Origin of the sequence: Streptomyces sp. BHT-5-2 (genome assembly GCF_019774615.1) — a bacterium.
In the GTDB taxonomy this organism is placed as follows: domain Bacteria; phylum Actinomycetota; class Actinomycetes; order Streptomycetales; family Streptomycetaceae; genus Streptomyces.
Genome location: NZ_CP081496.1, coordinates 2,692,456 through 2,707,859 on the forward strand (window position 1 = coordinate 2,692,456; position 15,404 = coordinate 2,707,859).

7 protein-coding genes are annotated in these 15,404 nt (G+C 75.9%); 6 read left to right on the top strand and 1 reads right to left on the bottom strand.

All coding sequences use genetic code 11. From position 1 onward, the window contains the following. Positions 1 to 111 precede the first annotated feature (111 nt). From K2224_RS11995 to moeZ, 3 genes are all read left to right on the top strand, one after another. The gene (locus K2224_RS11995; RefSeq protein WP_221906553.1) at positions 112 to 1,368 is read left to right on the top strand and encodes a hypothetical protein; all 1,257 of its coding nucleotides are present in this window, start codon (positions 112 to 114) and stop codon (positions 1,366 to 1,368) included. Positions 1,369 to 1,668: 300 nt separating this feature from the next. Beyond that, entirely contained in the window at positions 1,669 to 2,628 is a 960-nt protein-coding gene (locus K2224_RS12000) for an NAD(P)-dependent oxidoreductase (RefSeq protein WP_221906554.1), read from the top strand. A 267-nt stretch (positions 2,629 to 2,895) separates the two neighbouring features. Beyond that, entirely contained in the window at positions 2,896 to 4,074 is a 1,179-nt protein-coding gene (gene moeZ, locus K2224_RS12005; RefSeq protein ID WP_221906555.1) for an adenylyltransferase/sulfurtransferase MoeZ, read from the top strand. A 96-nt stretch (positions 4,075 to 4,170) separates the two neighbouring features. Here the strand turns inward: moeZ and K2224_RS12010 are convergent, their stop codons facing one another. Further along, positions 4,171 to 7,170 carry a lysylphosphatidylglycerol synthase transmembrane domain-containing protein gene (locus K2224_RS12010; RefSeq protein ID WP_221906556.1) on the bottom strand — a complete coding sequence of 1,000 codons (3,000 nt, stop codon included), beginning with the start codon at positions 7,168 to 7,170 and terminating at the stop codon, positions 4,171 to 4,173. A 186-nt stretch (positions 7,171 to 7,356) separates the two neighbouring features. On the opposite strand from K2224_RS12010, the gene K2224_RS12015 reads away from it, so the two are divergent. The 3 genes from K2224_RS12015 (at position 7,357) to K2224_RS12025 (ending at position 15,398) form a co-directional block, all read left to right on the top strand. Beyond that, entirely contained in the window at positions 7,357 to 7,803 is a 447-nt protein-coding gene (locus K2224_RS12015) for an MGMT family protein (protein ID WP_313904771.1), read from the top strand. A 216-nt stretch (positions 7,804 to 8,019) separates the two neighbouring features. After that, positions 8,020 to 11,559, top strand: a complete 3,540-nt coding sequence (locus tag K2224_RS12020) for an ATP-dependent DNA helicase (protein WP_221906557.1) — start codon at positions 8,020 to 8,022, stop codon at positions 11,557 to 11,559. 83 nt (positions 11,560 to 11,642) lie between these two features. Continuing rightward, positions 11,643 to 15,398: an ATP-dependent DNA helicase gene (locus tag K2224_RS12025; protein WP_221906558.1), complete on the top strand. Its 3,756-nt coding sequence runs from the start codon at positions 11,643 to 11,645 to the stop codon at positions 15,396 to 15,398. The last annotated feature ends 6 nt before the right edge of the window (positions 15,399 to 15,404 follow it).

A 15,404-nucleotide genomic window follows, 5' to 3' on the forward strand; every position in this document is an offset into this window, starting at 1 on the left:
GGGCGGCCGTCCGCGGATCGGGCGGGTCCCCCGCACCGGCCGTCGGCCGCCTCTCCACGGCCGCTGTGCCGACGGCGGCTGTCCCCGGGGCCGGGGGAGAGGGGGCCGCGCATGACCGCCCCCGAGAGCGGCACCGCGGTCCCGCCCGCCAGGCCGGTCCGCCGGCACGGCCCGGCCGACCCCGTAAAGATTCTGATGCACCGTCACCGTGACTTGTGCGAACGGGCGGTGGACCCGCTGGAGATCGCCGCCGGCCTGGAGGCGCACGGCGTCACCGACCGCGCCGCCGCCCGCTTCCGGCATCGCGACGTCTTCTCCCTGGCGGAGGAGCTCTACGCCCGCGTCCCGCGCGCCGACGACCCGGAGCACCGTACGCCGGAGGAGCCGGCCGACGCCGCCGAACCGGATCCGGAACCGGAACCACCGGGCCCCGCGCCCGGCGCCCGTTCCCGGGCCGCCCGCGGCGCGGTGCAGCTGCTCCCCGGCGCCCTCGGCCTGGCCACGGTCGCGGCCCACGTCGCGGTCCTGGCGCCAACCCCCCGTGCTCTCCGGGCGGTTGACGCGGCCGGGCTGCTGCTGACCGTTCTCGCGCTGCGGTTGGCCCTCCGGCACGGGCCGCTGCGGCTGTGGCGCGGCCCCGGTTCCCGTACGGCGGCGACGGCGGCCTTCTGGACGGTGGCGTACGCGGTCCTCGGTGACTGGCTGCTGGCGCAACTCCTCTCCGGCGGGCCCGACGTGCCCGGCCCGCTCCCGCGGCCGGCGGTCGCCACCGCCGTGGCCCTGGCCTGTGCGCTCGCCCCGGCGGCCGGCTGCGCCCACTGGTTCGCCCGGCGCGCCCGGCACCGGGTGGCCGCCAGCCGCGGCCTAGCCGAACTCGCCTCCCGGGTACGGCCGTTGCTCATCGCCGCGACGCTGCTCTTCCTGGTCGCCGCGGCGGCGCTGGCCACCGGCGCCCACCTCCTCCTCGGCCGCACGGGGAGCCCCGGCGGCCGCTGCGCGATCCCGGCGGCGGCCGCCCTGGCGGTGCTGCTCTTCCTCGCCCGGCTGCTCGCGGTCCACGGCTTCCCGGCGGCCGCCGCGGTCGGGCTGGGGAGCGCCGCGGCCCTGGAGGCGGTGGCGCTGGCCCTCGTCCTGGCCGCCCGGTTCCCCCGGCTGGCGCCGCTCGGCAGGCCGGTGGAGGTGCTGGTCACGGTCGCCGGACCGGCGGCGGTCCCCGCCGTCGCCTGCGCGGCCGCCGCGCTGTGCCTCCTCGTCCGGGGCCTGCGGGCGCTCACCGACGCCTGCGCGCACCAGCCCGGGCCCACCGACGTGGGAGAGGTGTGCCGGCCGAGACGAAACCCACCGGCACGCTCCCCTCGATCGCCATGAGGAGTCGACCCTTGGCCTCTCCCTCAGCCGAGGCAGGGGGATTCTTCCCTCGCGGGTTGACCTTTCTGCTTCACGGCCTGTCGCCGACCCGCATCAACGGCAAGGGGCGGTGTGCCGTCCACCGGTCTTGCACCAGCTCCACAGACCTGACTTTCCGCCAGCCCGGCGGTGGGCCCGGCCAACTTGGCTTTCGCCGAGCGGGCGCACCGCTCGTACCCCGCGTGAGCGCGGGGGTATCCACGGAGGAACCACGATGAACTTCCACCCGATCACACCGCACGCGCGCAGGGGGGCCGCACGATGAGGGTGCTGCTCATCGGCGCCAACGGGTACCTCGGCCGCTATGTCGCCGACCGCCTGCTCGCCGACCCCGCCGTCCAGCTCACCGCCCTCGGCCGGGGAGACGACGCCGACGTCCGCTTCGACCTGGCCACCGGCAGCCCCGGGGCGCTCACCCGCTTCCTGGACGCGGTGCACCCCGGTGTGGTCGTCAACTGCGCGGGCACCACCCGCGGCGGCGCCCGGGAGCTGACCCGGCACAACACCGTCGCGGTCGCCACCATCTGCGAGTCGCTGCGCCGCAGCGGCTGCGGCGCCCGCCTGGTGCACCTCGGCTGCGCCTCCGAGTACGGGCCCTCGCAGCCCGGCTCGTCCACCGCCGAGGACGCGGTGCCGCGCCCCGGGGGCCCGTACGGCGTCAGCAAGCTGGCCGCCACCGAGCTGGTGCTCGGCTCCGGGCTGGACGCCGTGGTGCTGCGGGTCTTCTCGCCGGTCGGGCCGGGCACCCCGGCCGGGTCGCCGCTGGGGCGGCTCGCCGAGGCGATGCGGCGCGCGATGCAGTCCGGGGACAACGAGCTCAAGCTGGGCGGTCTGGGCGTCCAGCGGGACTTCGTCGACGTCCGGGACGTGGCCAGGGCGGTGCACGCCGCCTCGCTGTCCGCCGCCCAGGGCGTGGTCAACATCGGGACCGGGCGCGCGGTGCGGCTGCGGGAGGCCGCGTCGGTGCTCGCCCGGGTCGCCGGGTTCGGCGGCTCGCTGCACGAACTCGACTCCCCGCCCGCCCGGTTGGTGATCCCGGCCCCGTCCTCCGAGGGGCACACGGGGGCCGCGCCGCCCACCGCCTACCCGTATCCGGACGGCTGCGGCACCTGGCAGCAGGCCGACGTCCGCACCGCCCGCGACCGGCTCGGCTGGCGGCCGCGGATCGGCCTGGAGGAGTCCCTCGCCGACATCTGGATGGAGGCCGCGTGCCGCATCTGAGCGCCTCCCTCCCGACCGCCGCCCGTGTCCGTGAGACGGGTGTCCGCATACTGGGACGCACGGATCGGGCGCGGTGGCCCGCCGCCCGGCGGTCCGCCGGTGCCGGGAAGTCGCTGCCCGGTCACTGGGACGATTTCGTCTCGCACATCGGACCGGGTGTCTCGGAATGAAGAAGGGCGTGGCAGTGTTACGGGGAGAACCCTCTCCGCCGTTCCCGGTTCCGGCCGGAGCGGGGGAAGCCCATCGAGACCGATCAACGGAGTCCCCGTGTCGCTGCCACCCCTGGTCGAGCCCGCTCCGGAGCTCACCGTCGACGAGGTCCGCAGGTACTCCCGCCACCTGATCATCCCCGACGTCGGGATGGACGGGCAGAAGCGGCTGAAGAACGCCAAGGTGCTGTGTGTCGGCGCCGGCGGCCTGGGTTCGCCCGCGCTGATGTACCTGGCCGCGGCCGGCGTCGGCACCCTGGGCATCGTGGAGTTCGACGAGGTCGACGAGTCGAACCTGCAGCGCCAGATCATCCACAGCCAGGCCGACATCGGCCGTTCCAAGGCGGCCTCCGCCAAGGACACGGTGCTGGGCATCAACCCGTACGTCACGGTCAACCTCCACGAAGAGCGCCTGGACTCCACCAATGTCATGGAGCTCTTCGCCCAGTACGACCTGATCGTCGACGGCACCGACAACTTCGCCACCCGCTACCTCGTCAACGACGCCTGCGTGCTGCTGAACAAGCCGTACGTCTGGGGTTCCATCTACCGCTTCGACGGCCAGGCGTCGGTGTTCTGGAGCGAGCACGGCCCCTGCTACCGCTGCCTGTACCCGGAGCCCCCGCCGCCGGGCATGGTCCCGTCCTGCGCCGAGGGCGGCGTCCTCGGTGTGCTGTGCGCCTCCATCGGCTCCATCCAGGTCAACGAGGCCATCAAGCTGCTCGCCGGCATCGGCGAGCCGCTGGTCGGCCGCCTGATGATCTACGACGCACTGGAGATGACGTACCGTCAGGTCAAGGTCCGCAAGGACCCCGACTGCGCGGTCTGCGGCGAGCACCCCACCGTCACCGAGCTCATCGACTACGAGGCGTTCTGCGGCGTGGTCTCCGAGGAGGCCCAGGAGGCGGCGGCCGGTTCGACGATCACTCCGCGGCAGCTCAAGGAGTGGATCGACAACGACGAGAAGATCGACATCATCGACGTCCGGGAGCCCAACGAGTTCGAGATCGTCTCGATCCCCGGCGCCCGCCTGATCCCCAAGAACGAGTTCCTGATGGGCACCGCCCTCCAGGACCTCCCGCAGGACAAGAAGATCGTCCTGCACTGCAAGACCGGCGTCCGCTCCGCCGAGGTCCTCGCGGTCCTGAAGTCCGCGGGCTTCGCCGACGCGGTGCACGTCGGCGGCGGCGTGATCGGCTGGGTCAACACCGTCGAACCGGAGAAGCCGGTGTACTGAGGCGGCGCAGCCGCCCCCTGAAGCCTGAAGGCGCCGGTCCGTGACGTACGGACCGGCGCCTTCACGCATGCCGGCGTCGCTGGCGCGGGGCCGGTGTCAGATCTCGCCCTTGCGGCTCAGCAAGTTGAAGGCCATCCAGCCCGGCAGCACCGGGAGCCAGAAGACCATCAGCCGGAACAGCAGCACCGCCGGCAGCGCCGTCTCGGCCGGCAGTCCGCCGAAGGTCAGCGCGGTGATCAGGGCGCCTTCCACGGCGCCCACGCCGCCCGGTGTCGGCGCCGCCGAGCCCAGCGCGTTGCCCGCCAGGAAGGCCACCGCGATACCGGCGTAGCTGATCTGGTCGCCGCCGCCGAACGCCCGGATCGAGGCGTCCAGGCACATCACGTTCGCCCCCGTCAGCAGCAGCATCCCGCCGATGCCGGTGACCAGCTTCCGCGGCCGCTGGAGGATGTCCAGCATCCGCGGCACCACACCGGCGAACAACGACCGGATCCGGGTCACCACGAAGTTCCGCAGCGCCGGGACCGCGGTGACGACCAGAACCAGCACCGCCACCGTCAGCAGACCGGCGATGACCGTCCGGGACGGCGAGATCTGCGGGGCGTGCTCGGTGCCCGTCAGATAGCCGAACACCAGCAGCAGCAGGATGTGGCTGCCCAGCCCGAACAGCTGGGACGCGCCGACGCTCGCCACCGCCAGGCCGGGGCGCACCCCGGCCCGCTGGAGGAAGCGGGTGTTCAGCGCCACCCCGCCGATCGCCGTGGGCGCCACCAGCTTCACGAAGTCGCCCGCGACCTGCGCGAGCAGCGTCCGCAGGAAGGAGACCTTCTCGGTGACGAACCCCAGCAGGCTCATCGCCGCCGCGACGTACGTCAGTCCCGAGAAGAACGCCGCGACCAGCACCCACACCCACCGGGCCTGGTTGATCACATCGCCGAGGTTGAAGTTGGTGAGCTGCGACAGCAGCAGATACGCCGCGAACGCGCCGGCGATCCAGCTGATCAGGATGCGGGGGCTCAGCCGCTCCAGTTTCGCCGGTTCGATCACCGCGGTCGGCCGGATCAGCAGGACCTGCCGGCGGATCTGGGCGAGCAGATCCTCCTCCAGCGCCTCCTCCGACGCCTCCTCCAGGGCCCGCTTCTCGGCGGTCTTCTCGGCGTTCCGCACCGCCCGCTGCGCCTTGCGGTCCTGGGGGCGGTTGGCCTCCCGGGCCTCCCGCGCCTCCTTCGCGGCCTGCGACGCGGCCAGCACCGCCTCCCGCTCCCGCTTTGCCCGCTCCCTGGCCAGATGGCGCAGGGTGGCCCGGGTGGTGCGGCTGAGCGCGATCGGCTGGAGCAGCGGCAGGCTGTCGGCCACCGCGTCCGGGCCGAGCACCTCGACGGCCGCGGCGACCGCCCGCTCGGCACCGACCCGCAGCCCGCAGGTGGCGAGCAGTTGGGCGATGTCCATCCGCAGCACCACGTCGCCGGCCGCGATCTCGCCGCCGCGCAGGTCGGTCAGCACGATGTTGCCGGAACGATCCACCAGCAGGGCGTCCCCGACCAGCCGCCGGTGCGCGATCCGGCGCGACTGGAGCGCGGCCACCTGGCGCCAGGCGCTGTGCATCAGCTCGTCGGTGATCTCCTCGTCGGCCAGCGCGTCGAAGCTGCGGCCGCCGATGTGCTCGTAGACCAGCATCACCGCGTCGGGGCCCAGCTCGGAGGTGGCGATCAGCTTGGGGGCGTTGGCCCCGGCCGCGATCGCCGCGTAGGCCAGCAGCGCCTCCTGCTCCAGGGCCTGGCGCAGCGACTGCAGACTGCGGCGCTGGTTGATCCCGCGCAGCGACAGCCGCCGCCACACCCGGTAGAAGAAGCCCTGCGCCTGCTGCTCGCGGTCGACGACCGTGACGTCGATGGGCGGGCCGTCCTCCAGGGTGACGAGGTAGCGGCGGCCCCGGTCGGCGTGCTCGGGGTTGTTGGTGTCCTCCGCGCGCATCGCGCTGACCGGCCGGAAGCCGACCCGGCGCAGGCCCGCGAGGAGGTTCTGGCCGGTGGGGCGGACGTTGGGGGAGCCCACGGCGTAGAGCGTGCCGAAGGCGACGGTCCAGCCGATGAGGACGGTCACCACGATCGCGAACGGGGTGGTGTACCGCCCGATGAGCACCGCGAACGCGTCCAGCAACAGGACGCACCACATCGCCACCCGCCAACGGGGCCGCCGGGACATCCCCACCGCCGTCATATAGGCGATCACCGGCGCCAGATAACTGTGCACCGGCGGGGAGAGCGCCCCGTTGGCCAGCGGCTGGGTGAGCGCGCTGCGGATCGAGGCGGGGGCGCCCTCGGCCACCCACAGGTCGGTGGCGAGTGACACCCCGTGCGCCAGCACGGCGGCCAGCACGCCGTCCGCGATCCGCAGCCCGTCCCGTTTGATCAGGCGCTCCACGGCGTAGGCCACCGGCACGATCAGCACCAGGACGCTGGACGCCAGCCCCGCGAGGTTGATCAGCAGCGGCGGCGCCGCCCCGGCACTCTGCCCGATGTCGTTCTTCAGGCCCTGGGTGGTGCCGTGCGCGAACGTCGCCAGCGCCAGCACCAGCGCGATCCCGGCGATGCCGAGCAGCAGCCGCAGCAGGTCGGCGGGGCGGTGCACCCGCGCGGGCAGCAGCGGCTCGTCCACCGCGAGCCGGTCGACGTGGAACTCGCCGGTGTCCTGGGGGACGCCCTCGGGGCGGCGCGCACCGGTGCGGGGCGCGCCGTCGGCGGTCTTGTGGTGCTCCAGCGGGGGCTCGTCCGGCGGCTGGTCGCCCTGGTCGCTCTCCGTGGTCCGCCGCTCGGGCTCCTGCCGCTCGGGTGGCTCGGGCGCCGCGGGCCGGCCCGGCCTCGCGGACGCCTCGGGTCGTTCGGCCTTCTCGATCGTGCTCGCCTTTTCGGTAGCGGAAGCCGTCGCCGGCGTCCGTTGCTGCTTCCCCTGATCCGCCGGCCGCGGCCCCTGCGGCTGCGCGGTCCCCGCGGTCGGTCCCGGGGCGGTGCCGGCTGCCAGCACATCAGGGGCGCCCGCCTCCCGTGGAGGCGCCGCACCCTGCTGTTCGGCCGTCTCGTCTTGATCTCGTATCACCAGTCACCGTCCGGAAGATGGTGGCACGGCCATCCGGTCCGAGGAGGCATCAGGGTGCATTTGGGGGCAGCGGGAAGCGGAACCGCGGCCCCCGCACACGGTCTCCGCCCCCTCAGGGGCTGCCCCGGCCGGCACGGGACCAGGCGTCCAAGCCCATTGTCGGTGCTGTGCGGCAGGATGGACCGAATGAAGGGGACCGGAGACACGGAGAGTGCCGGCGCCGCCGGCGACCGGGCCGCTCCTGACGGCCCGGTGGAGGCCGCCGTGGAGCTGCCCGACTACGCCGAGCGGGTCCTCGGCGTCGCCGAGCTGATCCCGCCCGGCAAGGTCATGACGTACGGGGACGTCGCCGAGTGGCTCAAGGACGAGGAGGACCCCCGGGGGCCGGCGCCGGGCGGCCCGCGGCAGGTGGGGCGGGTGATGGCTCTCTACGGCGGGGCCGTGCCCTGGTGGCGGGTGGTGCGCGCGGACGGCGTCCTGCTCCCCGGCAGCGAGCTGCGCGCCCTGGCCCACTACCGTGACGAGGGCACGCCGCTGAGGGGCGCCCCGGCGGCGTCCGAGGGCCACATACCGAGGATCGACATGCGGCGGGCGCGCTGGGACGGCGACGACGGGGGGCGGGGCGCGCCCTAGGGGCGGACGCGCGCTTTCAGGGTCGGGCCCCGTCCGGGGCGTCCCTGTCCGGCCTCCCGACCCGGTACGGTCGGAGACCGCCTTCCCGGATGCGGCCCGCGGCCGACGCCGGGACGGCCCGGGGCCCCGAAGGCCCGTCGGCCCGGCGGTCCCGCAGGCCCCGGCCGGCACCCCCGCACCACCACCCGCACCTCCCTCCCAGGACCGGCGATCCACGTGAGTTCCTCCCTTCCGGCCGTTCCGCCGGCGCAGCCCCGCGAGGCCGCGCGGCGGGACGCCCCCGGCGCGTACCGCCTGGTGCGCACCCCGCCGGAGCGGACCGCGCCCCCCGTCCTGGACGCCGGGCAGCGCGCCGTGGTGGCACACCGGGACGGCCCGCTGCTGGTCCTCGCCGGCCCCGGCACGGGCAAGACCACGACCCTGGTGGAGTCCGTGGTGCGCCGCATAAGGGACGGGGGCGACCCCGAGCGGATCCTCGTCCTCACCTTCAGCCGGAAGGCCGCGGTCGCCCTCCGCGACCGGCTGGCCGCCCGCCTGGCCGACCACGGGGACGCCCCCGCGCCGTCCGCCGGGTGCCGGCCGGGCGTCCCTCAGGCCACCACCTTCCACTCCTTCTGCTACGCCCTGGTCCGCGCCCACCAGGACGCCGACCTCTTCGCCGACCCGCTGCGGCTGCTCTCCGGCCCCGAGCAGGACCTGGTCGTCCGCGAGCTCCTGGAGGGCCAGGCGGAGCTGGCCGGCGACGGACGCGCCCGGGTGGGCTGGCCGGACGAGCTGCGGGCCTGTCTGACCACCCGCGGCTTCGCCGACGAGGTCCGCGCGGTGCTCGCCCGCAGCCGCGAACTGGGCCTGGGCCCGGACGCGCTGGGCGCCTTCGCCCGCCGCACCGGCCGCCCGGACTGGCAGGCCGCGGCCGCCTTCCTCGCCGAGTACCTCGACGTCCTGGACGCCCAAGGGGTGCTGGACTACGCCGAGTTGGTGCACCGTGCGGTGCTGCTGGCCGAGCGCCCGGAGGCCGCCGCCCGGCTGGCCGGCGCCTACGACGCGGTCTACGTGGACGAGTACCAGGACACCGACGCCGCCCAGGTGCGGCTGCTGCGGGCGTTGGCCGGCAACCGGGGCGCACCGGCCGCCCCCGGTTCCCCGGGCCGTACACTGCTCGCCTTCGGTGACCCGGACCAGTCGATCTACGCCTTCCGCGGCGCCGACGTCAACGGCATCCTCGACTTCCCGGACACCTTCCGGCGCGCCGACGGCACCCCCGCCCCGGTGGCCGTCCTGCGCACCTCCCGCCGGGCCGGCGCCGACCTGCTCGCCGCCACCCGGCAGATCACCCGCCGGATGCCGCTCACCCGTCTTCCGGCCGACGCGGTCCGCGCCCACCGGGAGCCGGCGCCCGTAGGGGACGGCGGCCGGGCCGAGGTGTTCACGTACCCGACCCCGGGCGCGGAGCTGGACAACATCGCGGACCTGCTGCGCCGCGCCCACCTGGAGCAGGGGATGCCCTGGCGCGAGATGGCCGTCCTGGTCCGTGCCGGCGGGCGCTCGATCCCCGCCGTGCGCCGGGCGCTGACCGCCGCCGGTGTCCCGCTCGACATCGACGGCGACGACCTGCCGCTCCGCCACGAACCGGCGGTCGCCCCGCTGCTGACCGCCCTGCGGGTGGCCGCGGGGGCACCCGGCGCGCCCTCCGCCGGCCGCGGCACACCCACCGGGACCCCTGACGCGCCGGACCCGCACGAGGGAGGCCCCGACGGCCCGGAGGACGCCCTGGACGACGGCCCCGCGGACCCGTTGGACGCTGCCCCGACCGACGCCCCGGACGAGGCCCGGGGCGACACCCCTGACGGCGCCCCGGCCGACGCGCCCGCCGCCCTCCGGATCGACCCCGAGACCGCCGTCGACCTGCTGACCTCCCCCCTGGGCGGCATGGACGCCGCCGACCTGCGGAGGCTGGGCCGGGCGCTCCGCGAGGAGGAGCGGGCCGCCGGCCGCGCCCTGCCGCCGCCCTCCGACGAGCTGATCGCCCGCGCGCTGGCCGAGCCCGAGCGCCTGGTGGCCCATGACCCCCGTTACGCCCGCGGCGCCCAGCGGCTCGGCCTGCTGCTGCGCAAGGCCCGGGAGCTGCTCGCCGGCGGCGGGACGGCCGAGGAGGCGCTGTGGGAGCTGTGGGACGGCACTCCCTGGCCGGGCCGGCTGGAGCGGGCCGCCCGGCGCGGCGGGGCCGCCGGCCGCAACGCCGACCGGGATCTGGACGCGGTGGTCGCGCTGTTCGAGACCGCCGCCCGCGCCGAGGAGCGCACCGGCGGCCGCGGCGCCCTGAACTTCCTGGAGGAGCTGGACGCCCAGGACATCGCCGCCGACACCCTCACCCGCCGTACGGTCCGCCCCGACGCGGTGCGCCTGATGACCGCGCACCGCGCCAAGGGCCTGGAATGGCGGCTGGTGGTCGTCGCCGGAGTCCAGGAGGGCCTCTGGCCCGACCTGCGCCGGCGCGGTTCGCTCCTGGAGGCGGACCGGATCGGCCGGGACGGTCTGGCCGAACCGCTCACCCCGGGCGCCCTGCTCGCCGAGGAGCGCCGGCTGTTCTATGTGGCGGCGACCCGGGCCCGGGAGCGCCTGGTGGTCACGGCGGTGAAGGCCGCGGCCGAGGACGGCGACCAGCCGTCCCGGTTCCTGACCGAGCTGGGCGTCACTCCCCAGGACGTCACCGGGCGCCCCCGCCGCCCCCTGACCGTCGCCGCGCTCGTCGCCGAGCTGCGGGCCACCACCGTCGACCCGGAGGCGTCGCCGGCGCTGCGCGACGCCGCCGCCCGGCGGCTGGCCGGACTGGCCGCCCTGCGCGACGACGACGGGCACCCCCTGGTGCCGGCCGCCCACCCGGACAGCTGGTGGGGCCTGCACGAGCCCACCCACAACACCGTTCCGCTGCGCGACCGCGACCACCCCGTACTGCTCTCCGGCAGCGCCCTCGGCCAACTGGCCGACGCCTGCGCCCTCCAGTGGTTCCTGGGCCGCGAGGTGAAGGCCGACGCCCCGGCCACCGCCGCCCAGGGCTTCGGCAACGTCGTCCACGTCCTCGCCGACGAGGTCGCCTCCGGCCGCACCCCGGCCGACCTGTCCGTCCTGATGGCCCGGCTGGACTCGGTGTGGGACGCGCTCGCCTTCGACGCGCCCTGGAAGTCCCGTCAGGAGAAGGACAGCGCCCGCGCCGCCCTGGAGCGCTTCCTGCGCTGGCACGTCATGGAGCGCGAGACGCTCGGCCGGGACACCGTCGCCACCGAGCACGGCTTCGACGTCACCCTCGAAGCCGGCGCCTACGAGGTCCGCATCCGCGGCAGCATGGACCACGTCTCGCGGGACGCCCGGGGCCGCGCCTACGTCGTCGATTTCAAGACCGGCAAGCAGAAGCCGACCGGTCCCGAGGTCGCCCGCCATCCGCAGCTCGCCGTCTACCAACTCGCGGTCCGCGAGGGCGCCCTCGACGACGCCTTCGGCGGCGACCGGCCGGAGCCGGGCGGCGCGGAACTGGTCCACCTGCGGCTGGGCGCGCCCCGCAAGGAGGGCGGCGACGCGCTGCCGGCCGTCCAGGCCCAGCCCCCGCTGGACGGCGACTGGGTCGGCGAGCTGCTCGCCACCGCCGCCGGCCGCGTCCTGGAGGAGCGCTTCACGCCCACCACCGGCGCGCACTGCACCCACTGCGCGTTCCGGGCCTCGTGCAGCGCCCAGCCGGAGGGCCGGCAGGTCGTGGAGTGACCTCCATCCGCCCGTGCCCCCGCTGACCTGCACGGATAGCGCTCGCGCGGGGAATGTCGGTGGCGGCCGTTACGGTGGCGGTTGTGTCAGCTCGTATCACCGACCCCGAGCAGCTCAAGCAGCTCCTCGGCATCCCGTTCACCCCGGAGCAGACGGCGTGCATCACGGCCCCGCCCGCCCCGCAGGTCATCGTGGCCGGAGCCGGTTCGGGCAAGACCACCGTGATGGCCGCGCGGGTGGTGTGGCTGGTCGGCACCGGCCAGGTCGCCCCGGAGCAGGTCCTCGGGCTGACGTTCACCAACAAGGCGGCCGGCGAGCTGGCCGAGCGCGTCCGCGCCGCCCTGCTGGCGGCCGGTGTCGCCGAACCCGGTCCGCCCGCCGGCCGCCCGACCACCGCCCCTTCCGGAGGCGCTGCGCGCCACCCCTCCGAGGGGCCCGCGGATGCCGTGGGCGCCGAGCCGCCCCTCGGCGAGCCCCGGATCTCCACGTACCACGCCTTCGCCGGCCAGCTCCTGAAGGACCACGGCCTGCGCATCGGCCTGGAGCCCAGCGCCCGGCTGCTCGCCGACGCCACCCGCTTCCAGCTGGCCGCCCGCACCCTGCGCGCCGCCCCCGGCCCCTATCCGTCGCTGACCACCTCGCTGCCCACCCTGGTGGAGGACCTCCTCGCCCTGGACGGCGAGCTGGCCGAGCACCTGGCCGAGCCGGCCGCCCTGCGCGCCCACGACACCGCCCTGCTCGCCGCCCTGGAGGGCGCCAAGCTCAGCAACGCCGACCTGCGCAAGGTCCCCGAGGCCGCCCGCGGCCGGCTGGAGTTGCTCGACCTGGTCAGCGCCTACCGCCGCGAGAAGCGCCGCCGCGACCTGCTGGACTTCGGCGACCAGATCGCCCTCGCGGCCACCCTGGCCACCACCCGCCCCGAGGTCGGCGCCCTGCTCCGCGACGAGTTCCGGGTCGTCCTCCTCGACGAGTACCAGGACACCTCCGTCGCCCAACGGCTGCTGCTCTCCGGCCTGTTCGGCGCCGGCGGCACCGGGGCCCCCACCGGGCACGCCGTCACCGCCGTCGGCGACCCCTGCCAGGCCATCTACGGCTGGCGCGGCGCCTCCGTCGCCAACCTCGACGACTTCCCCGCCCACTTCCCGTTCGCCGACGGCACCCCCGCCCGCCGCTTCGCCCTCAGCGAGAACCGCCGCAGCGGCGGCCGCCTGCTGGAGCTCGCCAACCGCCTCGCCGCCCCGCTGCGCGCCATGCACGCCGGCGTCGAGGCGCTGCGCCCGGCCCCCGGCGCCGAGCGGGACGGCGTGGTCCGCTGCGCCCTGCTGCCCACCCAGGCCGAAGAGCTCAGCTGGCTCGCGGACTCCGTCGCCCACCTCGTCCGTACCGGCACCCCGCCCGGCGGGATCGCGGTCCTGTGCCGCACCGCCGCCGACTTCGCCCGCATCCAGGGCGAGTTGGTCGCCCGGGACGTCCCGGTGGAGGTCGTCGGCCTCTCCGGTCTGCTGCACCTCCCCGAGATCGCCGACCTGGTCGCGGTCTGCGAGGTCCTCCAGGACCCGACGGCCAACGCCTCCCTGGTCCGCCTGCTGGTCGGCCCCCGCTGGCGGATCGGTCCCCGCGACCTGGCCCTGCTGGGCCGCCGGGCCCGTGCCCTGGCCCACACCTCCCGCGGCGGTTCCGCCGAGGACGACCCCGAGCGGCGGCTCGCCGAGGCCGTCGAGGGCGTCGACCCGGCCGAGACGGTCTCGCTCGCCGACGCGCTCGACACCTTCCTGGAGTCCGGCGGCGCCGACGACGGCCTGCCGTTCTCCCCGGAGGCCCGGGTCCGCTTCGCCCGCCTGGCCACCGAACTCCGCGACCTGCGGCGCTCGCTCGCCGACCCGCTGATGGACGTGCTCCACCGGATCCTCGCCGTCACCGGCCTGGAGGTCGAGCTGTCCGCCTCGCCGCACGCCCTGGCCGCCCGCCGCCGGGAGACGCTGGGCACCTTCCTCGACCTCGCCGCCGGGTTCGCCGCCAAGGAGGGGGGCGCCGCCCTCGACGGCGAGGCGACCCTGCTGGCCTTCCTCGGCTTCCTGCGCACCGCCGTCCAGTTCGAGAAGGGCCTGGACAGCTCGCTCCCGGGTGGTGAGAACACCGTCAAGGTGCTGACCGCCCACAAGTCCAAGGGCCTGGAGTGGGACGTCGTCGCGGTGCCCGGCCTGGTGACCCGGCAGTTCCCCAGCGAGCAGGCCCGCGAGTCCTGGATCGGCCGCGCCAAGGTGCTGCCGCACGCCCTGCACGGCGACGCCGCCACCCTGCCCGAGGTGGCGGAGTGGACCGCCCGCGGGGTCAAGGACTTCAAGGAGGCGATGAAGCAGCACCAGGAGACCGAGGAGCGCCGCCTCGGCTATGTCACCTTCACCCGCCCCCGCTCCCTCCTCCTCGGCTCCGGCCACTGGTGGGGCCCCACCCAGAAGCGCCCCCGCGGCCCGTCCGCCTTCCTGACGGCGCTGCGCGAGCACTGCGAGGCCGGCCACGGCGAGATCGAGTTCTGGGCCGATCCGCCCGAGGAGGGCGCCGAGAATCCGGCCCTGGCCGCGTCCGCCGCCGAGCAGCCCTGGCCGCTGCCGCTGGACCCGGCCGCCATGGCCCGCCGCCGCCGGGCCGCCGATACCGTCCGCGCCCACCTCGCCGCCCACGCCGCGCCCGGCGTCCCCGCCGTCCCCATCCCCGCCCCGTCCCCCGCGTACGACCCGGAGTGGCCGCCGCCACCGGCCGACGACGAGGACTGGTCCGCCGTCCACGAGGAAGCGCCCCACGACCCGTACGACGACCCGTTCCACGACGAACCCCCGTACGCGGACGCCCCCTACGGCGGGCCCGCCCCCGATGAACCTCCGTACGACGAGCCTCCCCAGGACGAGGCGTTCCACGAGGGAGCGCCCCACGACGGCGCGTCCCGCCGCGCTGCCCCCTTCGCCGCCTCCGGTGCCCCGGCCCCCCGCCTCATCGCCCAGCGCTCCGCCGAGCCCGATCCGGCAACCCTCGCCGCCGGCCCCGGCCCTGCTCACGCCCCCGCGCCCGCCGGCCCGCCGGGACAGGAGCCCCCGGCGCTGCTCCCCGAGGAGCGCCGCACGGCGGCGTCCTGGGACCGCGATCTGACGGCGCTCGCCGCCGAGCTGCGCAGCTCCCGCGCCCGGGTCCGCGACGTCCCGCTGCCCGCCTCCCTCACCGCCACCCAGCTGCTCCACATCGCCGCCGACCCGGACGGCTTCGCCCGCGAGCTGGCCCGCCCGATGCCGCGCCCGCCGCAGCCCGCGGCCCGCCGCGGCACCCGCTTCCACGCCTGGGTCCAGTCCCGCTTCGAGGGGCTCCCGCTGCCGCTGCTCGGCCCCGACGAGCTGCCAGGCGCCGAGCCCGGCGAGGCCGCGGAGATCGCCGACGAGCAGGACCTGGCGGCCCTGAAGGAGGCGTTCGCCCGGACCCCGTACGCGCGCCGTGCCCCGTTCCGGGTGGAGGTGCCGTTCCGGATGACGCTCGCCGGGCGGGTGATCCGCGGCCGGATCGACGCGGTCTATCGGGAGCCCGGCCCGGACGGCGACCGCTTCGAGATCGTCGACTGGAAGACCGGCCGCAACCTCCCCTCGGGCGCCGGCGGCGCGGACCCGCTCCAGCTGGCCGTCTACCGCCTGGCCTGGGCCGAGCGCCACGGCCTGGCCCCGTCCGAGGTCGGCGCCGCGTTCCTCTTCGTCCGCACCGGCGAGGTGGTCAGACCGGCCCGCCTGCCGGGCCGCGACGGGCTCGAACGGATCCTGCTGGGCGAGACCCCCGGCCGGTATCCTCCGGAAGGCCGATAGGCTCGG

What these genes read in the sequence shown, in the direction of transcription:
- K2224_RS11995 (WP_221906553.1), top strand. Translation starts at nt 112, where the DNA reads ATGACCGCCCCCGAGAGCGGCACCGCGGTCCCGCCCGCCAGGCCGGTC.
- K2224_RS12000 (WP_221906554.1), top strand. Translation starts at nt 1,669, where the DNA reads ATGAGGGTGCTGCTCATCGGCGCCAACGGGTACCTCGGCCGCTATGTC.
- K2224_RS12015 (WP_313904771.1), top strand. Translation starts at nt 7,357, where the DNA reads ATGAAGGGGACCGGAGACACGGAGAGTGCCGGCGCCGCCGGCGACCGG.